General features: G+C 40.7%; 24 protein-coding genes and 2 tRNA genes. 9 read left to right on the forward strand and 17 right to left on the reverse strand.

Going from position 1 to position 24,992, the window contains the following annotated elements:
* Positions 1–72: 72 nt before the first annotated feature.
* From J7338_RS10255 to J7338_RS10310, 12 genes are all read right to left on the reverse strand, one after another.
* A tRNA-Lys gene (locus J7338_RS10255) sits at positions 73–148 on the reverse strand.
* 168 nt (positions 149–316) lie between these two features.
* Positions 317–1,060 (reverse strand): tol-pal system protein YbgF, encoded by a 744-nt coding sequence (gene ybgF / locus J7338_RS10260; protein WP_210796972.1) that lies wholly within the window; start codon positions 1,058–1,060, stop codon positions 317–319.
* A 13-nt stretch (positions 1,061–1,073) separates the two neighbouring features.
* Positions 1,074–1,625 (reverse strand): peptidoglycan-associated lipoprotein Pal, encoded by a 552-nt coding sequence (pal, locus tag J7338_RS10265; RefSeq protein WP_210796973.1) that lies wholly within the window; start codon positions 1,623–1,625, stop codon positions 1,074–1,076.
* Between the two features lie 35 nt (positions 1,626–1,660).
* Complete coding sequence (tolB, locus tag J7338_RS10270) at positions 1,661–3,019, reverse strand: Tol-Pal system beta propeller repeat protein TolB (protein ID WP_210796974.1); 1,359 nt, start codon at positions 3,017–3,019, stop codon at positions 1,661–1,663.
* A 9-nt stretch (positions 3,020–3,028) separates the two neighbouring features.
* Positions 3,029–3,955, reverse strand: coding sequence for a cell envelope integrity protein TolA (tolA, locus tag J7338_RS10275; RefSeq protein ID WP_210796975.1), 927 nt, complete (start codon positions 3,953–3,955; stop codon positions 3,029–3,031).
* 1 nt (position 3,956) lies between these two features.
* Positions 3,957–4,391, reverse strand: a complete 435-nt coding sequence (tolR, locus tag J7338_RS10280; RefSeq protein ID WP_064666942.1) for a protein TolR — start codon at positions 4,389–4,391, stop codon at positions 3,957–3,959.
* Positions 4,378–5,082: a protein TolQ gene (gene tolQ / locus J7338_RS10285; RefSeq protein ID WP_210796976.1), complete on the reverse strand. Its 705-nt coding sequence runs from the start codon at positions 5,080–5,082 to the stop codon at positions 4,378–4,380. Before tolQ ends, tolR begins: the two co-directional genes overlap by 14 nt.
* Before the next feature lie 933 nt (positions 5,083–6,015).
* Positions 6,016–7,023, reverse strand: a complete 1,008-nt coding sequence (ruvB, locus tag J7338_RS10290; protein ID WP_210796977.1) for a Holliday junction branch migration DNA helicase RuvB — start codon at positions 7,021–7,023, stop codon at positions 6,016–6,018.
* A gap of 7 nt (positions 7,024–7,030) precedes the next feature.
* Entirely contained in the window at positions 7,031–7,648 is a 618-nt protein-coding gene (gene ruvA / locus J7338_RS10295) for a Holliday junction branch migration protein RuvA (protein ID WP_210796978.1), read from the reverse strand.
* A 1-nt stretch (position 7,649) separates the two neighbouring features.
* Positions 7,650–8,174 carry a crossover junction endodeoxyribonuclease RuvC gene (gene ruvC / locus J7338_RS10300; protein ID WP_210796979.1) on the reverse strand — a complete coding sequence of 175 codons (525 nt, stop codon included), beginning with the start codon at positions 8,172–8,174 and terminating at the stop codon, positions 7,650–7,652.
* 121 nt (positions 8,175–8,295) lie between these two features.
* On the reverse strand, positions 8,296–10,797 hold the full coding sequence (locus tag J7338_RS10305) for an ABC transporter permease (RefSeq protein ID WP_210796980.1): 2,502 nt from the start codon (positions 10,795–10,797) through the stop codon (positions 8,296–8,298).
* Positions 10,787–11,500, reverse strand: a complete 714-nt coding sequence (locus J7338_RS10310) for an ABC transporter ATP-binding protein (RefSeq protein ID WP_210796981.1) — start codon at positions 11,498–11,500, stop codon at positions 10,787–10,789. Before J7338_RS10310 ends, J7338_RS10305 begins: the two co-directional genes overlap by 11 nt.
* Between J7338_RS10310 and J7338_RS10315 the strand changes: the two genes are divergently transcribed.
* The 4 genes from J7338_RS10315 to J7338_RS10330 all read left to right on the forward strand — a co-directional run bounded on the left by J7338_RS10315 (position 11,501) and on the right by J7338_RS10330 (position 13,522).
* Positions 11,501–12,121, forward strand: coding sequence for an arylesterase (locus J7338_RS10315; RefSeq protein WP_210796982.1), 621 nt, complete (start codon positions 11,501–11,503; stop codon positions 12,119–12,121).
* Positions 12,122–12,227: 106 nt separating this feature from the next.
* Positions 12,228–12,304: transfer RNA gene (locus J7338_RS10320), tRNA-Pro, on the forward strand.
* 340 nt (positions 12,305–12,644) lie between these two features.
* Positions 12,645–12,890, forward strand: a complete 246-nt coding sequence (locus J7338_RS10325; RefSeq protein ID WP_210796983.1) for a hypothetical protein — start codon at positions 12,645–12,647, stop codon at positions 12,888–12,890.
* Positions 12,890–13,522: an ATPase gene (locus J7338_RS10330; RefSeq protein WP_210796984.1), complete on the forward strand. Its 633-nt coding sequence runs from the start codon at positions 12,890–12,892 to the stop codon at positions 13,520–13,522. The genes J7338_RS10325 and J7338_RS10330 overlap by 1 nt, the downstream gene beginning before the upstream one ends.
* Before the next feature lie 91 nt (positions 13,523–13,613).
* Here J7338_RS10330 and J7338_RS10335 read toward each other — a convergent pair whose 3' ends face one another.
* Entirely contained in the window at positions 13,614–13,814 is a 201-nt protein-coding gene (locus J7338_RS10335) for a hypothetical protein (RefSeq protein ID WP_210796985.1), read from the reverse strand.
* Between the two features lie 105 nt (positions 13,815–13,919).
* Between J7338_RS10335 and tnpA the strand changes: the two genes are divergently transcribed.
* From tnpA to J7338_RS10360, 5 genes are all read left to right on the forward strand, one after another.
* Positions 13,920–14,219: an IS66 family insertion sequence element accessory protein TnpA gene (tnpA, locus tag J7338_RS10340; RefSeq protein WP_210796986.1), complete on the forward strand. Its 300-nt coding sequence runs from the start codon at positions 13,920–13,922 to the stop codon at positions 14,217–14,219.
* Between the two features lie 210 nt (positions 14,220–14,429).
* Positions 14,430–15,911, forward strand: coding sequence for a PAS domain-containing sensor histidine kinase (locus tag J7338_RS10345; protein WP_210796987.1), 1,482 nt, complete (start codon positions 14,430–14,432; stop codon positions 15,909–15,911).
* Positions 15,908–16,330, forward strand: coding sequence for a response regulator (locus J7338_RS10350; RefSeq protein WP_210796988.1), 423 nt, complete (start codon positions 15,908–15,910; stop codon positions 16,328–16,330). The genes J7338_RS10345 and J7338_RS10350 overlap by 4 nt, the downstream gene beginning before the upstream one ends.
* A gap of 22 nt (positions 16,331–16,352) precedes the next feature.
* On the forward strand, positions 16,353–18,074 hold the full coding sequence (locus J7338_RS10355) for a two-component system response regulator (protein ID WP_228732962.1): 1,722 nt from the start codon (positions 16,353–16,355) through the stop codon (positions 18,072–18,074).
* A 433-nt stretch (positions 18,075–18,507) separates the two neighbouring features.
* Positions 18,508–18,723 (forward strand): OmpA family protein, encoded by a 216-nt coding sequence (locus tag J7338_RS10360; protein WP_228732963.1) that lies wholly within the window; start codon positions 18,508–18,510, stop codon positions 18,721–18,723.
* 74 nt (positions 18,724–18,797) lie between these two features.
* Here J7338_RS10360 and J7338_RS10365 read toward each other — a convergent pair whose 3' ends face one another.
* The 4 genes from J7338_RS10365 to carA all read right to left on the reverse strand — a co-directional run bounded on the left by J7338_RS10365 (position 18,798) and on the right by carA (position 24,870).
* On the reverse strand, positions 18,798–19,844 hold the full coding sequence (locus J7338_RS10365; RefSeq protein WP_210796990.1) for a S66 family peptidase: 1,047 nt from the start codon (positions 19,842–19,844) through the stop codon (positions 18,798–18,800).
* Between the two features lie 128 nt (positions 19,845–19,972).
* On the reverse strand, positions 19,973–20,449 hold the full coding sequence (gene greA, locus J7338_RS10370; protein WP_210796991.1) for a transcription elongation factor GreA: 477 nt from the start codon (positions 20,447–20,449) through the stop codon (positions 19,973–19,975).
* Positions 20,450–20,498: 49 nt separating this feature from the next.
* Positions 20,499–23,717 (reverse strand): carbamoyl-phosphate synthase large subunit, encoded by a 3,219-nt coding sequence (carB, locus tag J7338_RS10375; RefSeq protein WP_210796992.1) that lies wholly within the window; start codon positions 23,715–23,717, stop codon positions 20,499–20,501.
* Positions 23,718–23,733: 16 nt separating this feature from the next.
* Entirely contained in the window at positions 23,734–24,870 is a 1,137-nt protein-coding gene (gene carA, locus J7338_RS10380; protein ID WP_145233083.1) for a glutamine-hydrolyzing carbamoyl-phosphate synthase small subunit, read from the reverse strand.
* Between the last annotated feature and the right edge of the window lie 122 nt (positions 24,871–24,992).

A 24,992-nucleotide genomic window follows, 5' to 3' on the forward strand; every position in this document is an offset into this window, starting at 1 on the left:
ATGCACCTAAGTACTTACGTAAACCCGCCGATAAAAGACCATTCTATTGTTAGCATAAAGCCAAATAAAGAATGGTGGGTCATGATGGACTTGAACCATCGACCAATGGATTAAAAGTCCACTGCTCTACCAACTGAGCTAATGACCCGCTCTTTTTGTCGCAATTTGAGTGGTTGAACCATTCGTTTGCTGCGGGCGCTTATAATACTTATTTAAAAAATGAGTGCAACAGAAAATGTCTCTTTTTTTAAGTTTTTATGTCTAGTTGACCAATTTTAGACCGCTTATGACAAAAAGCAGTCTAATCAAGCTGATTCTACATTTTTGAAAGGCGATCAGCGGCCAATTTTGCAGCAGTTGTACTTGGGTATTGATTAAGTAAATCATTAAAGGTTTTTGACGCTTGTTCAGCTAAACCTTGCTCTTGTAATAAAGTACCAAGCTTTAACATTGCATCTGGCCGCTTATTTGAATTTGGAAATTCATTTACCACCACTTTAAAATGTTCCGATGCTTTTATTGGATCATTTTTAATTGTTAGTAATTGCCCTAACCAATAATGAGCGTTAGATGCATACACAGAATTTGGATACGTTGTTAAAAACGTTTGAAACTCTGGAATTGCCTGATCATAGCGCTTGTCCTTCATGATTAATGCCACTGCACGCTCATATGCCTCATTCTCAGACAGATCAGAACTAATAGCTTGCGATGCAACAGGCTCTGCGTGTTGCTCAGCACTAGGTTGCGAGTAAGCTTGACTAACGCGATTTTCAATTTCTTGATACAGCTCACGTTGACGTTGCAGTACTTTTTCAAGCTTATAGGTCTGCTCTTCAGTGATCCCGCGAACTTGGCTCACTTCATCTTGCAACCTATTTAACTGTTGCTGTAACTCAACTTGTAATAAATTTCTCGACTGCATCATACTTTCAAGGGCAGCAAGGCGTTTTTCTATACTCGATTGTGAACTCGCAGCTTCTGAAACAGGAGCGGGAGCAGCCCAAACATGGGTGCTCCCGCTCAATATCATGGCTGCCAAAATAATTTTCGGCTTCATAATGTCTCTAATCTTAGTAAACTAGTACCGCACGGCGGTTTTTAGCGAAAGCAGATTCAGTGCGTGATTTAACCATTGGCTTTTCTTCGCCATAGCTCACTACTGACATTTGGCTTGCAGAAACACCTAAGCTTTGTAGGTATTTTTCAACTGCTTGGCCACGGTGCTCACCTAGTGCAATATTGTACTCAGGTGTACCACGCTCATCGGCATGACCTTCAATTAATACTTTAACTGATGGGTTTTTAACTAAAAATTCAGCATGTGCACGAAGTAATTCGCCGTACTGCCCTTGAATACTCGCAGTATCAAAACCAAAGTATATAACTTGCTCTTGACGTAATGCTTCGTATTTTTTAGTAAGTTCTTCTTGTGCTTGCTGCTCTGGTGTTAATGTAGCAACTTCAACTGCATCATTATCTGTTGTTTGCTCAACAGTCGCTTGATTTGATTGATTTGATTGATTTGCTGCACCTTCATCGATATCCGAAGATGAGCTACAAGCTGCTAGTGTCATAACTGGCACAGCAATTAGCAGGCCTTTAAGTATTTTATTAAGTTGCATTGAGTAGATTCCTATATTGAGTAAACCAGCAAAAATTACTGTAAATAAGGCGACCAAGCGGGTGCCTTTACTTGTCCATTTAGCACAGGTAACCGTGCTTTAAAGCGACCGTCCATTGATACTAGCGCTAGTACCTGCTTATTATTATGTAGCGTGCTATAGATGATCATCGAACCATTTGGTGCTACGCTCGGTGATTCATCTAGGCGCGTTCTTGTTAATACTTGAAATGCGCCTGTAGCCAGCTCTTTCTTAGCAAGATGGTACTGCCCGTTGGTACGGTTAACCATCACTAATTCTTTGCCGTCAGGGGTAATCGAACCAGCCAGGTTCATATCACCATCAAAGGTCATGCGTTGTGACCTACCGGTCTGTAAATTTAACTTATAAATCTGAGCATTACCACCCCTTTCAGAGGTAAACACGATATCTTGACCATTCGGATGCCAAGACGGTTCAGTATCTATACTACGGTGACGGGTAAGGCGCGTTTCTTTGCGTGTAGCTAGATCTAACATATATACTTCTGTAGCGCCGTTTCTGTCTTTTGATAGCACCAATAGTAGTTTTTTACCGTCCGGTGAAAACTGTGGTGCGCCATTAATACCTTGGTGACTAGTAATTATTTCACGCTTACCAGTGTATAAATCTTGCATATAAATTTGGCTTTGACGATTTTCAAACGTCACATACGCTAATTTAGTACCATCTGGTGACCACGCCGGAGACATAAGTGGCTCTTGCGAGCGTAATAAAACCTGCTCATTAAAACCATCATAATCAGCAACTACTAACTGGTAAGGCTTTGGTTCATCATTACGTACAATCACATAAGCAATTTTAGTTAAAAATGCGCCGCGCTCACCGGTGAGTCTCTCATAAATAACATCACTGATGCGGTGTGCATAACGTCTAAAACCTGTATCACTGATCACACTTTCGCGTGCTTCTTGAATATGATCTTGGTTTTTAATGAGTTTACCGTTGCTCATCATTTGCGTTTCACCGCCAGTGATTTGGCCGCGAATAACATCAACCAGCTCATAGCGTACTAAGTAACGGCCATCAGTTTGCTGTTCAACCTCACCAACTAAAATAGCTTCAACGCCTTTATTAACCCATGCGGCGTAATCGACGTCAGCATCTTTGCTGGGTAACTGGGGCATGGCATTAACATCAATCGGTTTGAATTTACCACTACGCATTAAATCTGCAGCAATCACATCACTGAGCTTTTGTGGGATTGGCCCCACACCTTTATATTTAAATGGCACGATCGCAATTGGTCGCGCGCCATCAATGCCTTCGGTTATGACTATTTCAAGTGCCGCGTTGGCAACACTGGCAAAGCCTAAAACGAAAATTAAACAAACTGTTTTCAACTTGTTGAACATACCATTCCTTTAAAATTGTGGCTTAATTGTTAAGTTAATATTTTTTAATTGCTCAAAAACATCTTTATCTTTAGAGACCGGCAACGTATCAGCCATACGAACCGCTCTAAGCGCCGCTTCACATACTAACTTATCTCCGCCTAAAGATTTAACTTGCGTTACTAAGCCATTGAAACCTAAGCGAATATTCACTCGGCATTGTTGATTTTTCATTTTTTCATCAATTAATAAATTTTGCTGAATGCGTGCCATAATTAATGCTTTATATTTATCAACCTCTGTGCCTACCTGTTGCTGACGTATTTTATTACGTGCAGCTTGCTCTGTAGCCAGTTGCTCTTGCAGCATTTGCTCTTGTAACGCTTTTTGACGTGCCTCTTCAGCGGCTTCTGCACGTTTTTTAGCGGCTAACTCTTCACGTTTGCGATCGTCTTCAGCTTTCTTTAAGGCCTCTTCTTCCGCTTTACGTTTTTCAGCCGCAGCTTTAGCAGCAAGTTCAGCTTGTTCTTTTTGCTTTTCAGCCTGCAGTGCTTTTTCACGTTCTTTTTGTTCAATTGCACGTGCTTTTTTAGCCTGAGCTTGAGCATGTGCAGTTTCTTTCTCTTTCGCGCGACGCTCTTGCTCTAGTTTTTTGATCCGACGATCTTCAGATTCGCGCTGTTTACGTGCATCAGATGCTCGGCGCTCTAAATCACGAATGCGTTTGTCTTCAGCACGTTTTTTATCATCTTCTTTGCGTTTCAACTCAGCAATTTTTTGTTCAACCATTTTTTGGTCAACAGTCACCGCTGAAACAGCATTTTCAGCATCAGGCATAGCCTTATTCAAGGTAACTTCCATTACTGTAGGCGGTGAAGTATGAAAACTCGCCGTACCAACCAACACGCCTATAATCGCAAGGTGCAACAACACTGATTTTATTATTGAAGCACGCATATTAACCTTTACTTCCTTCGAATGATTCGGTCATTAACCCAACAGAAGGCACACCGGCATTTTTCAAAAAGTCCATCAGTAACAATACTTCTTGGTACGATACTTTACCTGAGCCTTTGATCATTACTGGGGTTTCTGGATTTTTCATCAGTTGCAACTTGATAACAGCGGCAACATCTAATGCTTCCATCGGTTCTTCTGGATCAGTACCGATACTGACATAGTACTTACCTTGTGCATCAATTGAAGCAATGATCGGTGGCGTATCTTTAGTATCAACTAAATCTGATTCTTCCATTTTTGGCAAATCAACTTTAACGCCATGAGTGATCAAAGGCGCAGTAGCCATAAAAATAATCAGTAGCACCAGCATAACATCGATGTAAGGAACTACGTTTATCTCTGCAACAGGACGGCGTTTCTTACGCTGATACATTCGCTTTTGCCTCTATTTGGGTAGCTGCTTGACGGTGTAAAATATTGGCAAACTCTTCCATAAAGTTAATGTAGTTAGATTCCAGCTTTTCAACTTTATTAGCAAAACGGTTATAGGCAATTACGGCTGGGATTGCTGCAAATAAACCCATCGCTGTTGCAATAAGTGCTTCGGCTATACCTGGGGCAACCATTTGTAAGGTTGCTTGCTTAACTTCGCCTAACGCGATAAAAGCATTCATAATGCCCCATACAGTACCAAACAAACCAATGTAAGGACTGATAGACCCCACTGTTGCTAAAAACGATAAACTTGATTCTAATTTTTCGATTTCACGCGATAGCGCAACTCGCATTGAACGATGCGTCCCCTCCATTACAATGCTAGCACTTTGAAAAGAGTTTTTCTTATGGCGAGCAAACTCTTTAAAGCCTGCTATAAATAATGCTTCAACGCCGGTTGGGCTAACGCTACGCGATGAGATCTCATTATAGAGTTTACTTAAATCAACGCCTGACCAAAATTTTTGCTCAAAACGCTTAGTATTGGATAATGCATCTGAAATTGCTTTTTTACGCTGAAAAATAATTGCCCACGACATCACTGACATAGCTACTAATGCCAGCATAACTAACTGCACAAGAAAACTTGCTTCTAGAATTAAATCTAAAAAATTAAGCCCTGAACCCACATTAAACTCCTAATAAGATTTCTTGTATAAATAACATTTCATTATACGCTAGGTATATGACCGAAAAAATGGCCAAAAGTTGCAACTAGTGTATCTATTCAGCTCAGTACTGACAACGCTATTGCTGTGAATTAGCAACAAAAAACGTTGAAGAGCAGGCTGACACCATTTTTATTGCCATGTTCGGCAATATCAACACAACTATTTAAGGCTGCGCTATCAAGTTAAACACATATTGTGATGCTTATTTATAAACAAAAACCGTGTAAAACACCCTGTTTATTCACTCTTAATGAATAAACAAGCATAATTGACTATAAGCATAGTCATTGCAACAGTTTAACTAATCTATAAAAAAATCACTAAAACAAATAAAACATTATAAATTCAATAGATTAATATACGACCGTGAACTTTATGAACAAAAATAAAGCGCTCACAAAAACCTTGCTATTAGTTTTTTTTATCTGAAAATTAAATTTTTCTAGTTTGAACAAAAACCAACTATTGCGTATTATTCTCCCATACCGAGCTAGTGCAGCAATGAATACTTCATTCAGCCCAGTTCTTTGCAATATGATTCTGATTTTTCGTATTGCTATGCTTAAAGTCTTCTTGATAAAACTTGATGAATTTAAGCAGTGTTACTTAGATTACTTCCTTCAACTTGTTGTTTGCCCGCATTTTATGCGGGCTTTTTTTTGCCTGTAAATCACGCACAGCATACCTCGCTATGGCGCATACAATATCGTTTACAAACTTAACAGCATGTGAATTGCATTAGCCCAAATAACTAAAGAATCTAAACTTTGTGTAATATGCTAATCACGCGATTAACTTAAACACAGCGAAAGACACGACAAAAAAACAGTGTGGTATGTGAGGTGGGTTTGTAGCCATACTCACACGTACAGCTACAATAAAAAATGTACTTTATTCTTGTTTTGGTAATAAGCCAAAGTGATGATAGGCGTTATCAGACACAATACGCCCTCTTGGCGTACGTTGGATAAATCCTTGCTGGATTAGATAAGGTTCGATCACATCTTCAATGGTTTCTTTTTCTTCACCGATAGCGGCGGCTAAGTTCTCTAATCCCACCGGCCCCCCCATAAATTTTTCAATGATCGCGAGTAAATATTTACGGTCCATATAATCAAAACCGCTTTTATCTACATCAATCATGTTAAGTGCCAGCTCTGCCACTTCGGCATTTACAGTACCGTCTGATTTTACTTGGGTGTAATCACGCACTCGCCGCAATAGACGGTTTGCTATACGTGGCGTACCACGAGAGCGTTTAGCAATTTCGATGGCACCTTCATCACACATGGCTAAATTTAAATAATGAGCAGAGCGCCCCACTATAGTCGATAAATCTGCCACCGAATAAAACTCTAAACGCTGTACAATACCAAAACGGTCTCTAAGCGGTGAGGTTAACGAGCCTGCGCGAGTGGTTGCCCCAATTAAAGTAAAAGCGGGTAAATCGAGCTTAATGGAACGAGCTGCGGGCCCTTCCCCAATCATTAAATCGAGTTGATAATCTTCCATTGCCGGATAGAGTATTTCTTCAACTTGTGGGCTTAGCCTATGTATTTCATCAATAAAAAGTACATCGCCTTCTTCAAGGTTGGTCAGTAGTGCGGCTAAATCACCGGCTTTTTCAAGCACTGGGCCCGAAGTTGTTTTAATACTGACATTCAGCTCATTGGCAACAATGTTTGCTAGTGTGGTTTTACCCAAACCCGGCGGGCCAAATATTAATAAATGATCAAGCGCTTCACCCCGACTCCGTGCAGCTTCTATAAATATTTCCATTTGCTGTTTAACATGGGGCTGACCAGTATAATCGGCTAATAATTTTGGTCTAATCGCGCGATCGACTACATCTTCATTACTTTGTTCAGTCGCATCTATTAAACGATCCGCTTCAATCATGGTTTACTCACAACATTGATTTTAGAGATTCTTTGATCAGAACCTCTGTAGACATACTAGGCTTGGCCACTGATTTTACTGTTTTTTGTGCTTGCGCCAATTTATAACCTAATGACACTAACGCAGAGATTGCATCATCTGCCGCATTATTAGCAATAAGTGCGTCAGAGGCGGGCTCTATAACTGCATTATCACTAAATGGCGTGAATAAGTCATTACCCCAATCTTTTAAACGGTCTTTCATTTCAAGTACCAGGCGCTCTGCGGTTTTTTTACCTACACCTGGCAGTTTCACTAAACTGGTGGCATCTTCGTTATTCACACAGCTAACAAATTGCTTAGCCGACATCCCTGAAAGTATTGCTAATCCGAGCTTTGGCCCAACGCCATTGGCTTTTAATAGCTCTCTAAATAATGCTCGCTCTATTTTATTATTAAAGCCAAATAATAACTGGGCGTCTTCTCTTACTACAAAATGAGTATACACAATGGCATTTTCGCCAATGTTTGGTAAATCATAAAAGCAGGTCATTGGCATATTTACTTCATAGCCAACCCCGCTTACTTCAAGCAAAATTTCTGGTGGTTGTTTTTCTACTAAGATGCCATTTAAGCGACCTATCATGTTATTTCCTTAATCGTCCTCTAACGGTTTTACTGGCACTGCCCGCTAGTTTTATTAAATTTTGATCGGAATGAGCATGGCATATCGCAATGGCTAATGCATCGGCGGCGTCCGCCTGCGGTGTGCCTGGTAATTTTAAAATATTTTTAACCATATGCTGTACTTGCGTTTTGTCTGCACCACCGTTGCCAACTACAGCTTGTTTTATTTGCCGCGCTGAGTATTCAAACACCTGAACATCAGCCATAGCAGCACCAACAATTGCAGCACCTCGCGCTTGGCCTAGTTTAAGAGCTGAATCAGGATTGTGCGCCATAAACACTTTTTCAATGGCAAAGTGATCGGGTGAAAACTGCTCAATCAGTTGGCTGATCCCTTGGTAAATCATTTTTAAACGAATAGGAAAATCATGATCAGCCAATTTAATACAGCCACTGCCTAAATAGGTAAATTTAGCCCCTTGATGGGCAATCACCCCATAACCCGTTAATCGTGAGCCAGGATCAATCCCTAAAATAATAGCCAATACTTGCCCAATCAGTGTAAATAGTTAAGTACGCTAATAATGCCAGAGCACTGTATAAATTACCAGTGCATTATTGACATAAAAAAGCCCGTAAAAACGGGCTTGTTTAATTGCTACTATTTTAAGCTAAAGAGCGCAATAACCCTTGGGTATTTTTACGCATGGTTCTAGCTATCATAAAATAGCCAAGTGATGCCACAAACACGCCTCCCACTACTGGCCCAATCAGCCAAATATGCGGGTGCAGCTTACCGGCTAAATCGAACATCTCTCGTTGTACTATTAATAACGCAATATCACTGATCAGCGCAGCGACAAAACCGGCTACGCCACCAAGTAATAAAAACTCGTACAAGGTCGCATTTTTTATTAACCGCGCTTTTGCACCTAAAGTACGCAGTATCACAATTTCTTGCATCCGCTCACCCAAGCTTGCTTGTACTTGGGAAATCAATACTAAACCACCACATAGCACTACAATGGCCAGTACAAAGCCAATTGCTAAAGACACTTGTTCAATAGTAGAGCGTATTTGTTTTACAAAGCTCTCAACATCGATGGCATTGATGGTTGGGTAACTGCGTAATAACTGGCTAAAATCGCGTTTTTGATCGTCATTAATTCGTACCGATGAAATATAGGTCGCCGGAAAGTCAGCTAAAACATCAGGGCTTAAAATAATAAAGAAATTAGGTTTTAAGGTTGCCCAATTCACTTTACGCACGCTGGTAATTTTAGCATCAAACGACTGCGCGCCAATTAAAAAGGTCAGCGTATCACCCAGTTTCACATCCAAGCGCTCGAGCATTGACTCTTCAACTGACGCCTCAGCGGTCGTATTGTCGCCAAACCACTTACCATCAATGATCTCATTTTGCACAGGGACTTGCTCTAACCATGTAAGATTTAGCTCACGGCCAACACCTGCGCGTGCTTCTTCGTCTTTCTTCTCGTTGTCTTGCAATGAGACTTCTCGAGCAACTAGTTCACCGTTAACAGCGTTGACGCGACCACGAATAGTCGGGTAAAACTCGGATACTTGAATATTTTTTTGCTCTAAAAAGCTTGTTACGTCTGGCAATTCAGTTTCGGTTATATTTACTAAAAAAGCATTTGGCGCATCACTGGGTAATTGCGATTGCCAATCAGCGATCATATCGTTTTTAAGTACTACTAAAAATAACAGCAGCTTTATAGCAAGTGAAAAGCTGATCAACTGCACCGCATTGGCGTTGGCCCGTTTTTGAATAGAGGCAATCGCAAGCGACCAACTATTGCCAGGGCGCAGTCCTAACTTGCGCCCACCACCAAAGATGAGTCGCGATAGCAAAAATAGTATGGCAATTAAAACCAGCGTTGAAACAAATAAGATAGCGGTGATTTTTAAGTTATTACTAAATAACCACATGAGTAAAAATACCGTCACCACCGACATGCCTAAATGTGCTTTACTCACTAACAACTTATCGCCCAAGTTACGGCGTAATACTCTAAGTGGTGGAATATCGAATAAATCTAATAACGGTTTGATTGAAAACATCACCGCACAAATCACCCCAGTGCTTATAGCTACCAACCAAGGTTTCAAACCCGCCGCTGGCAAGGTGTTATTCATTGATTTGGCTAAATAATTAATGGCAATTTCTTGTAGGCCATAACCAATGGCTAAGCCAAGGATCACTGATAGACCACATACTAAAGATAAATGCAGTAAGTAGATTTTGCGGATCATTGCGCGGCTGCCGCCTAACGTTTTCATCATCGCAACTGGGTCATATTGGCGTTCACAATAGCGTTTAGCAGACACTGCAATCGCCACTGCCGCTAAAATAATACCTAATAAACCAGCCAGTAATAAAAAGCTTTCGGCACGGTTTAAACTATTAGCAATCGGCGATTGTCGGTCTTTAACCCCATACCATTGCTGATTTTCTTTCATTTGTGGTTTTAACCAATCATAAAAATCGCTGATCTCACTTTCATCACCGGCATACAACTGGCGGTAAAAAACGCGGCTGCCCGGCTGGATCACTTCAGTTTTTTCTACATCTTGGTTATTTAACAACACACGACGACTGCTCGAAAAAATATTAAATGGCGCATCTGGCTCTTCCACTAATACTTTTTCAATATTAAATTGCGCAGCGCCAAGCTCAACCGTATCACCTACTTTTACATTTAGTGCATAAAATACCGATTCACTAAACCACACATTACCAACTGTTGGGCCTTGCGTGGCCACTTCAACCTCACCGGTTAAGCTGCTTTTAACTTTTAATTCGCCCTTAAGTGGGTAATGCTGCGACACCGCCTTTACTGAGCTTAATTGCATTTCGTCATTAGCAAATAACATAGTATCAAAATAAGTGAGCTGTGCAGTTTGTAAGTTGTACTCGCTTGCTTTAGTTAAATACTTTTCTGGTAATTCATGGTTGCTTGCCAGCACGCGATCAGCGGCAATAAAGGCACTGCTTTTTTGCGCTATGCTTTGCCCTATTCGGTCAGTTACCATGGAAAGTGTTAAGACGGTTAATACCGCAAGCGATATTGCCGCACAGATCACCGTAAGTTCACCACGGCGAAACTCACGGCTAAATAATTTTAGTGCTAATTTAGCCCACATTCGCCACAGCCTCATTGGTATTTTTAACTAATTGCCCCGCTTCAATTTGCAAAACGTGCTGACATTTCGCAGCTAATGCTTCGTCATGCGTCACTAGCACTAATGTGGTGCCGTGTAACTTATTCAAATCGAATAACAGTGACTCAATTAATTTACCATTTTTGCTATCGAGATTAGCGGATGGTTCATCAGCAAATAAAATTTTCGGTGTGCCAATAAATGCGCGGGCAATCGCTACACGCTGTTGTTCACCGCCAGAAAGCTGAGACGGGTAATGCTCAATACGATGGCTCAACCCCACCTTTTCAAGTAACTCAAGTGCCTGCTGTTTGGCGTTAGACTCACCAGCAAGCTCTGCCGGTAGCATCACATTTTCAAGTGCTGTTAAACTCTGTACCAACATAAATGATTGAAATACAAAACCGACTTTTTCAGCTCTTAATGCCGCACGCGCTTCTTCATCAAGTTCATGCAGTGGCTCACCCTCTAAATAAATTGATCCCTGAGTCGATTGGTCAAGCCCTGCCAGTAAACTTAATAAAGTTGATTTACCTGAACCTGAGGTGCCAACCACAGCAACTGAGTCCCCAGACTTGACATTAAAGGTGATGTCGCTGAGGATGGGCAAATCCCCTTCAAGGGTAGTAACCGTTTTAGAAAGACCTTTAACCTGAATGATATTTAATTGAGATAGCGCTGACATATGATGTATTCAATCCTACGTTTTATTTTCGTTTTACTATTAGTAATCAAACCACTTGGTGCGGCAGCTGACAACACAATTTTAATTTTAGGTGATAGTTTAAGCGCCGCCTACGGCTTAAAACAAGAGCAAGGCTGGGTTAAACTGTTACAAGATAAGTACGACAACGAGCAAGCACCAATCCAACTTATCAATGCCAGTATCAGTGGCGAAACCACCGGTGGCGCACTGCGTCGTTTAGACGCCCTACTTAATGAGTTTCAACCGAGCCATGTACTTATAGAGCTTGGTGGTAACGACGGCCTGCGTGGCTTTCCAATTAAACGCCTAAAAGAAAACCTAGCCAGTTTAGTGAGCAAGAGCAAACAAGCTGATGCCAAAGTAGCGATTATGGAAGTACACATCCCGCCTAACTATGGGCCACGTTATACCGGGTTATTTACCGCTAGTTTTGCAGAAATTGCCGGTGCCACAAACAGCCATTTAATGCCGTTTTTTGTGCTTGATATCGCATCAGATAAAAGCCTAATGCAAAACGACAACATACACCCTAACAAAACTGCTCAACCTATACTACGAGATGTGATGTATAAATCGATCAATGAGTGGATAAATAACTAAACATCCTCATAAAATGATTTATTTCACTCAGTACGTGCAATAAATGTTCAAACAAACAAAAGCTTATTGATTTTTGAAAAAATATACGTACTATTGCTTGCAACGTCGGTATGTAGCGCAGCTTGGTAGCGCACTGTCATGGGGTGGCAGGGGTCGAGAGTTCGAATCTCTCCATACCGACCAATTAATTCCTCTTTATTTCAACTCGTTATAAATTAAACTCTCTTCTTTATCGCACAATTAAATTAGTATTTTTAAATATATGTCGCACATTTATCGCACGATACTTGCCTTAAATTATTTTATAATTTTAAGGTATAAAGGGGGGGTATATAGGAAGACAGCTAATGGCACCTTCGAGAAACTCTATCTTCCCCTTAATTCCCTAAATTAGATGCGAAAGATTTACTCAATTACCTATAGCAAACTAACAACACATGTAAGAGCTTAGTAACTATTATTTTGTTGTAGTAATAAATGAGTGGTATGCTTAGTTATCAGTTATTAAGTAGGTGTTTTTAATATGACTCAAGATAGTACAAAAGCTAAATATAGTGCAGGTAAAAATGCACTTGAAAATTTTAACACTTTAGCGAGCTATGCTATATCAGGTGCTCGAAAAGCCAAGCGTCGAGTACATAGAGAGGGCTTAACAGTAACTGTAATTAAGGACGGCTATATCGTTGAAGTAACCCCAGATGGTAGCGAAAAAGTCTTGAAAGGAGTTAATTCTGTTGATAAATTCAAGCCTCTAGGTGTAACTAATTAATGCCCAGAATAAGGTTAATTGCTGGACCAAATGGCTCAGGAAAAACAACTCTATTTACTACACTTCAAGAGCATAATGATGTTCACTTTGGACAGTATATTAATCCTGATGATGTTGCCCTGACACTAAAAGATTACTCAGTGAATGGGAGTTTAATAGATCCCAAAAACACTGCAAAAATGTCTCAAAAAATTTGTACAGGTCTTCGGGAAAGATATTTAGATTTAGGCCTTTCTCTAACTTACGAATCCGTAATGAGTCATGAATCACACCTTGAATATATTAAAAGAGCTAAAGCTAAAGGCTATAAAACATACCTATATTACGTGTGTATAAACGACCCTGAAGTAAATATTGCTCGTGTCAAAGAGCGAGTTGGTTCTGGCGGACATGGCGTACCAGATGAAAAAGTTATTGGTAGATATAAACGAAGCTTAGAAAATCTTTACGAAATGACTATGCTTTGTGAAAGAGTCTATTATTTCGATAATTCATATGAACAAGAATTATTTGCTGAAAAATCGGAAAATGCTCTACTAAAAATAAAAGTTGATAAATATAATAAGTTGAAGCCTTTGTGGTTTCAGAAAAACATTCTGGAAAAGTGGGATAAATCTAAAATTAGGTATTAATCGTTACAACAATGTTTTCTCAAAGTACTCTTCTTATAAGAATACAGCTAAATCCTTTTGTCTAAAGTTTTAATTCTTGAGTGTTGCCCTACTACCAATACCTCTTTATAGTCCTTAAGCTAAGCTTAGCTCTTTCAGCAACCTCTTTTTGAGTTGGTTTGTTGCCCGTTTCTTTGGTTATTTTTTTAATAGCTTTTTTAACAAGCTGCTGCGAATTACTTCGCTTTTTAATCGCAGTGTCTGTAGCTGCTTTTTTCTGCCTCTCCTTAATTTCATCGCTTGATAACTTCACTTTTGACTGAATATTTAAATATTCAGTAAGCGTCTAGCAAAGTGCACCTGCCAGTAATTCGTCAAACCGATTAAGCTATTTCTGAATTTCAATTAGGAGATAGCCATGAGAAAAACACGTAGCCTTGAGCAGTGGCGTAACATTATCGAAGAACAACAAGCCAGCGATTTAACTATTACTGAGTTTTGCCAGCAACATGCCTTATCTAAAACAAGCTTTTATGCAGCACGAAGTAAGCTTAATGCTTCATTCGGTAGTTTTGTTCGTGCAAAAGTCACTAAACACGTCGCCCCCACTGAACAGCAACTGCCGATCATGCTTACTATCGGCAGCGTGAAAATTAGCTTCCCACCCACAATGCCTGTCGCTTATTTGAGTCAATTGTTGCGTGAGCTTGCCTTATGAAAATGTTTGTTGAACCCGCGACTTCAAAAAGCAACTGAAGTTATTATTTATATAAAACTTAAATAGAGCACCCATAATGATCCGCTAGAACATAGGAATAAATCATTAGAATAAGCATTTAAATAACATGATCTTTCGCTAGATTTGCCGTTCGTTAATTGTTCGACTATTACTATATTATGGGAACCAAATTTACTTGCGGGATACTTGATGGACCTTAAAAAAGTAAATAAAAAATCTAATTCACCAAGTTCAAATGTAAATATGGATGAAGCATTTTTAACTCAACTAGTTAATTGTTTACCCATGGGGGCAATGGTAGTCAATACTGATGCCCAGATCCTTTTTGCTAATAACCAACTATCTGAAATACTAGGCTATGAGGATTCAGAACTGATAGGGATGAACATAGATAGTTTACTTCCAGCGCAATTTAAAGCGAACCATACGCACTTGATGAGTCAGTTTTTTGTTAACCCTCGAAAACGCTTAATGGGTGAAGGCCGTGAGTTATTTGCGAGTCAAAAAAATGGTAAGCAAATCCCAATTGAAATAGGTTTAAACCCAATACACGGACAACAAGAGTTAGTTTTAGCCACACTGGTTGATATATCGCAAAGGCTACGCGCTAACAATATGTTTCAACGCTCTATTCAGGCTGCACCACATGGTGTATTAGTAGTTGACCAAGCTGGTATTATACAAGCGGTGAATCAATCGTTATGTAAATCTTTTGGCTACAGTGAAGTAGAACTACTCGATAAAAAAATGGAAATGCTTCTGCCCCAGCGCTACCAAGGTCATCACTCGGCACTTCGTCATTCATTTCATCTTGAGCCCAGTGTAAGAAGTATGGGAGTAGGCAGAGATTTAACCGCCTTACACAAAGACGGTAAAGAATTCCCCGTTGAAGTGGGCTTGAGCCCTTTTATAAACACCAATGATGAAGATATGGTATTTGTGTCGCTGTTAGATATAACAGAACGAAAACGAATGGAAACAGAGCTAAAGGAAAATAATACAAGTCTGAAGGAGTTCACCTATGTGGCATCTCATGATTTACGCTCTCCATTACGAGGCATTTCAAACTTAATTGAATGGATCAAAGAAGATTTAGGCACTACCACGGCTGAAGTAGAATACAACTTAACGCGTATTAATGAGCGTATTCAAAAAATGGAGACGTTAATTGATAATTTATTGGCCTATGCAAGAGCTGGTAAAGCAGCCCCAGATACTCAAGTAATCGATATGCATAAATTAATTTCTAACGTTACTGAGTTGTTAAATTTACCTGCTGGAATGAAGCTACATAAAGACATTCAATTAGATACCATCGTCACTGCATGGACTCCGCTAGAAACCGTTGTTCGCAACTTATTAAGCAATGCCATCAAACATCACAACTGTGAAGAAGGAACTATAGAAATTAGTTGTGTAGCAGAAAATACGCTTTGCCATATCACTGTTACTGATGATGGGCCCGGTATACCACCAGAGGCTTACGAACGTATTTTTAGTTTGTTTCAAACAACCTCTGACAATAAATTGAGTTCAGGTATTGGGCTGTCTATTAGTCGGCGTCTTGCACAAGCTCATGGAGGGCGCATTTCAGTTAGCTCAAATGAACCGCAAAAAGGGTCCACATTCCATGTTTGGTGGCCGCGCTTTGCAAGGAAAGAGAATTTATGATCAAAAATCTATCTATACTGCTTGTTGAGGACGACGATGTTGCCGCAGAAGCTGTCACAAGAAGCCTAAAAAAAGTGGATCCTAAAATTAAAATAATTTGGAAACAAAACGGAAAACTTGCGCTAGATGCGTTACTAGAAAAAGCACAACAAAAAGAAATATCAGAGCCTTACTTAGTATTGCTTGACTTGAATATGCCAGTGATGAATGGGTTTGAATTTTTAGAGCACATTCGTAATGACAAAAAATTAAACGATACCGTTGTCTTTATACTAACAACCTCCAATGAGGATAACGATCGTACTCGTGCGTATCATAACAACGTAGCAGGTTATATGGTTAAGCATGCAATTGGCCCGCAATTTGCTAAATTAGCAACACTTATGGACGCTTATATACATGCCGTTGAGCTTGAATAAGTCTACTTAGCTAGAGATGGATATGGTAACTTCAATAGATCATTTTGAAACATGCGACAATATTAACCTACTCATTGTTGATGACGATGCGGTTGATAGGGAACAAATACGTCGTATGATATCTCGCTCTAATATACAGGCGAAAATTTCAGAAGCATCTTCTATAGAAAGTTCAATGTCTTACCTTGAAAATAGGGAATTTGATTGTGTCATAGTTGATTACCGATTAGGTATCGGCTCGGGGCTTACTCTACTGGATAATATTAGAAAGTCTATTAATAACCATTGTGCTGTGATTATGATCACGGGCTTAGGAGATGAAAAAATAGCAGCAGAAGCTATGCGGCTTGGAGCAAGCGATTATTTACTTAAAAATCAATTAAAAAGCGCTCAGTTGATTCACTCTATATCTAGCTCCATTCAACGCGCAAGCTTAGAAAAAAAACTTCATCACATGGCACACTACGATAGCCTAACAGGCTTAGCAAGCCGCCCTATTTTAATTGATCAACTTCAACAGGCCATTACATCTCAGCAAAAGCTCGCCGTTGCCTATTTAGATTTAGATAACTTTAAACCCATTAATGATAAATACGGTCATGAAACCGGTGATTTCGTGTTGAAAACCATTGCCCAAAGGCTACAAAGCACATTACGTAAAGAAGACACACTAGCGCGTATCGGCGGAGATGAGTTTATCCTTTTATTAAGAGGAGCAACGCACACGATACAAAAATATGAGACGCTTTTACAAGACGTACTGGTTGAGGTAAACGACCCAATAAAATTAGCAGAGTTTTCGTGCTCTGTTCAGATTTCAGCCAGCATCGGCGTTGCACTTCCTAATGATGATAGCTTAACCTGCGATGACATTTTACGCAGAGCGGATCAAACCATGTATCAAGCTAAAAGATCAGGTACAAACCGGATTCTGTTTTTTGATCCAGAAGAAGAAAGCCTAAGGCATGCAAAACATGATTTATTATTGGCTGCTGAGAAAGGCATTGCTCGTAAAGAGTTTATTCTACATTATCAACCAAAGGTAAACTTGATGGATCATCAGTTGATTGGCGTTGAAGCCTTAATACGCTGGAATCACCCTACTTTGGGTTTACTTTACCCTGGTCACTTTTCAGAGGCATTAGAGCACCCACACATTGGTATATTGATTGGTGAATGGGTACTCGCTGAGGCCCTAAAACAACATAAAATTTGGACAAAAAATCATCTTACCATGAATGTAAATATATCTCCGGCTCATTTGCTTAGTGAGGGCTTTGTTGAAAATCTGAGAGAGTTACTCATCAGCACTAATAGTATAAAGCCAAAAACACTCGAATTAGAAATTTTAGAGAGCACCACAATTGGAAACGTTGACCAAGCAGTAGAAGTGCTCAATGGCTGTCGAAATTTAGGTGTAAGTATTGCGTTAGACGATTTTGGTACAGGTTACGCTTCTTTGAGTTACTTAAAAAAATTACCTTTAGATACATTAAAAATAGATCAAAGCTTTGTTAAAAAACTCCTATCAGACCATGAAGACAAGTCCATCGTTACGTGTATCGTGGCGCTAAGTAAAGCATTTGGGTATAACCTAATAGCAGAAGGTATCGAGTCGCAAGAGCTCGAAAAAGTACTTATAGATATGGGTTGCTACCATGGCCAAGGCTATTATATTGCCAAACCAATGTCTGCAGAGAACATGAACTTATGGATAAAAAATATGACATCCACTAAGCACTGACCCTAAACACTACTCCTGTATTTACGTATTTATTACTCCAGTAAAATAACAACTCACTATAGCTTGCGCTCGCTATTTTGGTCATTTTGAGAAACTATTTACTAATTTAACTAACTATAAAAGTTGCTGGTTGTGATTAAATAACGCTATAAAACCGCGACTGGCATTACGTCTTAGTAAACCCACAGTTTATTTGGGTTGCCAGTGGTATACATAAATAGGCGTTTGGTAAAAACCTTTAAGCTTGATCACTATAGTTGGTTTAAATGAAGGCAAAGCGAGGGTGTTACTCATAATACAAGTAAAGCCCGCAAATAGATTAAAAGAAGAGCAAACGTATCTGCAATCTTACCCCGCTCGCCGGTGTGAAGCGAACACAACAGCGCTAGCGCAACAAGCAGAAAAATAGGAGTGGATCACTTTTCGGTTGTTGTTGAAAAAAAGCTCTGCTGAGTACAATTTAGACTTCTCTAAACGTCGAGCTGATGCAGTCATTAAAGTGTTAATTGCTGACTATGGTATCGCTAAAACAAGATTAATGCCTCAAGGTGTTGGCCCCTATTCTCCCGCAGCCACTAACAAAAACGAATTAGGTCGAGAGCTGAATCGACGTGTTGAGTTAGTCGAAAGGTTATCTAATTCAAAATAATTACATATCGCGAGAAATGCATATTAACGCCATTGCCTTAATATGCATATTTATCACCAATTAGGTAGGAAGTTCTATTGCAAAGTGGTCACTAGGCTCGCATTGTAGACTAAGCCTTTATCTATAGTGGCTTTAAAACTGCAAAATGCGCCATTCACTAAACATAAATTGGGTGCGATATGTCCGATATCAGCATCGATGATCACTGGGAATAAACAATTACCTAACGCAAGCTCAAGGGCTTGGTAATAATCAATGTCTTGCTCTGGAGAGCTAAGCAAAGCACTACGCCCCAGAAAAATACCGTTAATATCAGCAAACACACCATTTAACCGCCACGCCATTAAAGTACGAGCCACTGCTGTAGGTGAAAGCTCTGCATTTTCTAAATAAAGTAGTAAACCTTCTGGCGCATATGTTTGCTTAAAGTTATGCAGATCAAGATATGGAGAAGCCAGTAACACGTTAAGTGAGTCTAAACAGCCACCAAATAACCGCCCAGTCAGCTCTACTTGCCTTGAGTCTTGATAGTTTAGGCAGCGCCATTGACTCGGCTGAGTATAATCAAATAATGCATCTGGCCCTTTTGCGTAATCAATCACTTTATTCTGATAATACTTGGCAGGCACCTGTTCGAAATAGCCATTTTTCTCAATCGCCAGAACATCAAAAACTTGTAAACAGTAATTGTCTTTCTCGTTGGGATGTAATTGCATTAGATTTGCAGCATGAAGTGTTACCCACCCACATCGCACTGTAAGCATACAGGCAAACGTGCTCACATCTGAAAAACCTACTAACCACTTTGGCTTGGCAGACTTAACCGCATTAAAATCAATATACTGAAGTATTTCCATGGCAAGCTCACCACCCCACGGCGGCATAATTGCGGCAATGCTGTCATCAAGTAAGAATGCCATTAGCTCATCAGCGCGTTGTTTTGCTGGGCTACTTTGTTGTCTTAAACATTTACCTTCGACTACTTGGTAGCCACGGCGTGTTAAGCCCGAAAGTACACGTTCCAGACGTGGGTGAAAGATGCTCTCAACACCGGATGAAAATGCGCAAATGGCAATTTTATCGCCGTTTTTTAATGCGTCAGGAAAAGTAATTGCTGTCATCAACATCTGCAAATTATCAATACGTTAGCTTAACGTACCCAATTTATTAAGAAATGTCGAGATTGTTTATAACATAAAAAAACCGATGCAAGCATCGGTTTTTAAAAACGTGAAAATGAGTAAAGTAATTAAATGTACTCAACCTCAATGATTTCGTATTCCACGTCGCCTTTTGGGGTTTTTATGATCACAGCATCATCTGCTTGTTTACCAATTAAACCACGGGCAATCGGTGAATTAACCGAAATACGGTTATCTTTAATACTTGCTTCATCATCACCAACAATTTGGTATTTAACTTCAGCATCAGTCTCAACATTAACGATTGTTACTGTGGTACCAAAAATAACTTTACCCGTATTTGGTAGTTTAGTCACATCAATAATTTGTACATTTGAAAGCTTACCTTCAATTTCTTGAATACGGCCTTCACAAAAACCCTGTTGCTCACGCGCTGCGTGATATTCAGCGTTTTCTTTTAAGTCACCATGTTCACGTGCAACTGCAATATCAGATACAATTTTTGGACGGGTAACTGTTTTTAATTCGTTAAGTTCTTTACGCATTAAATCTGCGCCACGAACTGTCATCGGAATTGTTTGCATACTTTTCTCACTTAATCCCAAGGCCGATAAACGGCCTTGGCACATTTCCTTAGTTCAATCGCAGGTGTAGTTCTTGAACTGACGTCACTTTGCTGCGGTCGTCTGCTTGGTTAGCAGTACAGTTAGCAAATGCCGCATTCAAGGTCGTTGTATAGTTAGTTTTGTGTTGCAATGCACCACGACGTAACACCTTCGAATCTTCGATCGCTTGGCGACCTTCGGTAGTATTAACGATATAGCTATACTCGCCATTTTTGATTCTATCAAGAATGTGCGGGCGACCTTCAAATACTTTGTTTACACGACGTACTGCAATACCAGCATCTTCAAGTGCAGCGGCTGTGCCACCTGTTGCATCTAGTTCAAAACCTAGGTCTGTCATGGTTTTAGCTAGTTCAACAATACGTGGCTTATCGCTATTACGCACAGATAGTAACGCGCGGCCACCGCGTGGTAAAGTGTTGCTTGCACCTAATTGTGCTTTTGCAAAGGCTTCGGCAAATGTTTCACCCACACCCATTACTTCACCAGTAGAGCGCATTTCAGGGCCACGGATAGGATCCACACCTTGGAACTTAGCAAATGGCAATACCACTTCTTTTACGCTGTAGTAAGGTGGTATCACTTCTTTAGTAATGCCTTGGCTTGCTAAAGATTGACCCGCCATACAACGTGCCGCTACTTTTGCAAGTGCCACACCGGTCGCTTTTGATACGAACGGTACCGTACGCGCTGCACGTGGGTTTACTTCGATTAGGTACACTTTGCCATCTTTAACAGCAAACTGTGTATTCATCAAACCAACAACACCAAGCTCCAGTGCCATGTCCGTTACTTGCTTGCGCATTACGTCTTGCACTTCTTGTGATAACGAATGGGCTGGTAATGAACAAGCTGAGTCACCTGAGTGAACACCTGCTTGTTCAATGTGTTCCATGATGCCACCGATGATCACGTGCTCGCCGTCGCAAATTGCGTCAACGTCAACTTCAATCGCGTTATCTAAGAAACGGTCAAGTAGTACTGGTGCTTCATTTGATGCAGATACGGCTTCGGTCATGTAACGACGTAAGTCTTGCTCGTCATACACGATTTCCATTGCACGACCACCTAGTACATACGAAGGCCGTACAACCAGTGGGAAACCAATTTCAGCTGATTTTAAAAGCGCTTCTTCAGTTGAAGTAACAGTGGCATTTTCCGGCTGAAGCAGGTTTAAACGCTCAACAAGTTGTTGGAAACGCTCACGGTCTTCTGCACGGTCAATCGCATCTGGTGAAGTACCAATTACTGGCACGCCGTTAGCTTCAAGTTCACGGGCAAGTTTAAGTGGTGTTTGACCACCGTATTGCACGATTACACCAACAGGCTTTTCTACACGTACGATTTCAAGTACGTCTTCAAGGGTAATTGGTTCAAAGTATAAACGGTCTGACGTATCATAGTCGGTAGAAACCGTTTCAGGGTTACAGTTAACCATGATAGTTTCGTAGCCGTCTTCACGTAGTGCAAGGGCTGCGTGAACACAACAGTAATCAAATTCAATACCTTGGCCGATACGGTTAGGACCGCCACCAATAACCATGATTTTATCACGATCAGATGGGGCAGCTTCACACTCTTCATCGTACGTTGAGTACATGTATGCAGTATCAGAGCTAAACTCTGCGGCGCATGTATCAACGCGCTTGTATACTGGCACGATGTTTAATAAATGACGCTTTTTACGAATTTCAGCTTCAGACACACCGGCTATTTCAGCGATACGAGGGTCAGCAAACCCTTTACGTTTTAACTTACGAAGGAAATCAGCGCTTAAGCCAGCCATGCCCACTTCGGCAATTTTAGCTTCGTCTTTTAAGATGTCTTCAATCTGTACTAAGTACCAACGGTCAACTTTGGTTAACTGAAACACTTCTTCAACGCTCATGCCGTGACGCATTGCATCAGCAATATACCAAATACGCTCAGCGCCTGGCTCACGTAATTCACGGATGATTTTCTCTTTCGCTTTCGGATCGTCAAGTGCCACGATTGGGTTGAAACCCGTTGCGCCAACTTCCAGACCACGTAATGCTTTTTGTAACGACTCTTGTTGGTTACGACCAATCGCCATTACTTCGCCTACAGATTTCATTTGCGTGGTTAAACGGTCGTTTGCACCAGCAAATTTTTCAAAGTTAAAGCGAGGAATTTTTGTTACTACATAGTCGATTGATGGCTCGAACGACGCAGGTGTTTTACCACCGGTGATGTCGTTTTGTAGTTCATCAAGTGTGTAGCCTACCGCTAGCTTAGCCGCGATTTTAGCAATCGGGAAACCGGTTGCTTTTGAAGCAAGTGCTGATGAACGTGATACACGTGGGTTCATCTCGATAATAACCATACGGCCGTCATCAGGATTAACACCAAACTGTACGTTTGAGCCACCTGTTTCAACACCAATTTCACGCAGTACTGCCATAGAGGCATTACGCATTAATTGGTATTCTTTGTCAGTTAATGTTTGCGCAGGAGCAACGGTGATTGAATCGCCAGTATGAACACCCATTGGGTCAAAGTTTTCAATTGCACAAACGATAATGCAGTTGTCGTTTTTGTCACGCACAACTTCCATTTCGTACTCTTTCCAACCGATCAATGATTCATCAATCAATAGCTCGCTGGTTGGAGAAAGGTCTAAACCGCGTTCACAAATTTCTTCAAACTCTTCTAAGTTATACGCCACACCGCCGCCGGTGCCGCCCATAGTGAAAGAAGGTCGAATAATACACGGTAAACCAATGCGTTTGATGATGTCTTTTGCTTCATCCATTGAATGAGCAATTTCAGCACGCGGACATTCAAGGCCGATGTTACGCATAGCAACATCAAAACGCTCACGGTTTTCTGCTTTGTCGATTGCATCAGCAGTTGCGCCAATAAGCTCAACACCATGCTTTGCCAATACACCGTGCTTATCTAAATCAAGCGCACAGTTTAATGCGGTTTGACCACCCATTGTAGGCAGTACAGCATCTGGCTTTTCTTTTTCAATGATTTTTTCTACTACTTCCCAATGAATTGGCTCGATGTAGGTCGCATCAGCCATATCAGGATCGGTCATAATTGTTGCAGGATTTGAGTTAACTAAAATAACTCGATAGCCTTCTTCTCTAAGTGCTTTACACGCTTGAGCACCAGAGTAGTCAAATTCACAGGCTTGGCCGATTACGATCGGGCCTGCGCCTAGGATAAGAATGCTTTTTATGTCGGTACGTTTTGGCATTGTTACTCCGGTTTAATTAGTTGTTACGCGCTTGCATCAAATCGATGAAGTGGTCAAATAATGGGGCTGCATCGTGTGGACCTGGGCTTGCTTCAGGGTGACCTTGGAAGCTAAAAGCAGGTTTGTCGGTGCGGTGAATACCTTGTAATGTGCCGTCAAATAACGATTTATGCGTAGCACGAAGGTTATCTGGTAACGTTGTTTCATCGGCAGCAAAACCATGGTTTTGCGCAGTGATCATTACTACGTTACGGTCTAAATCTTTCACTGGGTGGTTACCACCGTGATGACCAAACTTCATTTTCACTGTTTTTGCACCCGAGGCAAGGGCTAACAATTGGTGACCTAAACAGATACCAAAAATAGGAATTTCAGTTTCTAAAAAGGCTTTAATTGCTTCAATAGCGTAAGTACACGGTTCAGGATCGCCCGGGCCATTCGATAAGAAGATACCATCTGGGTTAAGTGCTAACACGTCAGCTGCCGAGGTTTGTGCAGGTACAACGGTTAATTTACAACCACGGTCTACAAGCATACGTAGAATATTACGCTTTACACCGAAATCATAAGCAACAACGTGAAACTTTTCATCGGCTGCGTTTAGAGTTTTGAACCCTGCGCCTAATGTCCAGCTTGATTCACGCCACTCGAAATTTTCCTTGGTTGAGACTACTTTCGCTAAATCCATACCTTTTAAGCCTGGGAAGGCTTGCGCAGCTGCGAGCGCTTGGTTTTCATCTAATTCGTCACCAGCAATAATACAGCCGTTTTGAGCGCCTTTATCGCGCAAAATACGGGTAAGCTTGCGGGTGTCAATGTCTGCAATACCTAAGATATTACGTTCTTTTAAGTAATCATCTAACGATTGCTCGTTACGGAAATTACTTGCTAGCAGTGGCAAATCACGGATCACTAGGCCTTTAGCCCAAATGTGACTCGCTTCTTCGTCTTCGCTGTTAGTACCCGTATTACCTATGTGTGGGTACGTCAAAGTTACGATTTGTTCCGCGTATGAAGGGTCAGTCAGAATTTCCTGATAACCAGTCATTGATGTATTGAATACTACTTCACCGACAGACATGCCGTCAGCGCCGATTGCAGTACCGCGAAACACTGTGCCGTCTTCTAGAACTAACAGAGCGGATTTAGTCAAGTTAACCTCCTAACAGTAAAAAACGGGCGTAAAGTCATTTGCTTTACTACCCGTTTATAGCGATTGGAAACACGCAATTATGAATTTTTGGCAAATTAGCGCTATTTTATAGTAATTTGCCT

It is taken from the genome of Pseudoalteromonas ostreae (assembly GCF_018069805.1).
GTDB classification, from domain to species: Bacteria; Pseudomonadota; Gammaproteobacteria; order Enterobacterales; family Alteromonadaceae; genus Pseudoalteromonas; species Pseudoalteromonas ostreae.

Excerpts from the sequence above, each read along its gene's own strand:
- ybgF (WP_210796972.1), bottom strand. The coding sequence starts at position 1,060 with ATGAAGCCGAAAATTATTTTGGCAGCCATGATATTGAGCGGGAGCACC.
- pal (WP_210796973.1), bottom strand. The coding sequence starts at position 1,625 with ATGCAACTTAATAAAATACTTAAAGGCCTGCTAATTGCTGTGCCAGTT.
- tolB (WP_210796974.1), bottom strand. The coding sequence starts at position 3,019 with ATGTTCAACAAGTTGAAAACAGTTTGTTTAATTTTCGTTTTAGGCTTT.
- tolA (WP_210796975.1), bottom strand. The coding sequence starts at position 3,955 with ATGCGTGCTTCAATAATAAAATCAGTGTTGTTGCACCTTGCGATTATA.
- tolR (WP_064666942.1), bottom strand. The coding sequence starts at position 4,391 with ATGTATCAGCGTAAGAAACGCCGTCCTGTTGCAGAGATAAACGTAGTT.
- ruvB (WP_210796977.1), bottom strand. The coding sequence starts at position 7,023 with ATGATTGAAGCGGATCGTTTAATAGATGCGACTGAACAAAGTAATGAA.
- ruvA (WP_210796978.1), bottom strand. The coding sequence starts at position 7,648 with ATGATAGGTCGCTTAAATGGCATCTTAGTAGAAAAACAACCACCAGAA.
- J7338_RS10305 (WP_210796980.1), bottom strand. The coding sequence starts at position 10,797 with ATGTGGGCTAAATTAGCACTAAAATTATTTAGCCGTGAGTTTCGCCGT.
- J7338_RS10310 (WP_210796981.1), bottom strand. The coding sequence starts at position 11,500 with ATGTCAGCGCTATCTCAATTAAATATCATTCAGGTTAAAGGTCTTTCT.
- J7338_RS10315 (WP_210796982.1), top strand. The coding sequence starts at position 11,501 with ATGATGTATTCAATCCTACGTTTTATTTTCGTTTTACTATTAGTAATC.
- J7338_RS10325 (WP_210796983.1), top strand. The coding sequence starts at position 12,645 with ATGACTCAAGATAGTACAAAAGCTAAATATAGTGCAGGTAAAAATGCA.
- J7338_RS10330 (WP_210796984.1), top strand. The coding sequence starts at position 12,890 with ATGCCCAGAATAAGGTTAATTGCTGGACCAAATGGCTCAGGAAAAACA.
- tnpA (WP_210796986.1), top strand. The coding sequence starts at position 13,920 with ATGAGAAAAACACGTAGCCTTGAGCAGTGGCGTAACATTATCGAAGAA.
- J7338_RS10345 (WP_210796987.1), top strand. The coding sequence starts at position 14,430 with ATGGACCTTAAAAAAGTAAATAAAAAATCTAATTCACCAAGTTCAAAT.
- J7338_RS10350 (WP_210796988.1), top strand. The coding sequence starts at position 15,908 with ATGATCAAAAATCTATCTATACTGCTTGTTGAGGACGACGATGTTGCC.
- J7338_RS10355 (WP_228732962.1), top strand. The coding sequence starts at position 16,353 with ATGGTAACTTCAATAGATCATTTTGAAACATGCGACAATATTAACCTA.
- J7338_RS10365 (WP_210796990.1), bottom strand. The coding sequence starts at position 19,844 with ATGACAGCAATTACTTTTCCTGACGCATTAAAAAACGGCGATAAAATT.
- greA (WP_210796991.1), bottom strand. The coding sequence starts at position 20,449 with ATGCAAACAATTCCGATGACAGTTCGTGGCGCAGATTTAATGCGTAAA.
- carB (WP_210796992.1), bottom strand. The coding sequence starts at position 23,717 with ATGCCAAAACGTACCGACATAAAAAGCATTCTTATCCTAGGCGCAGGC.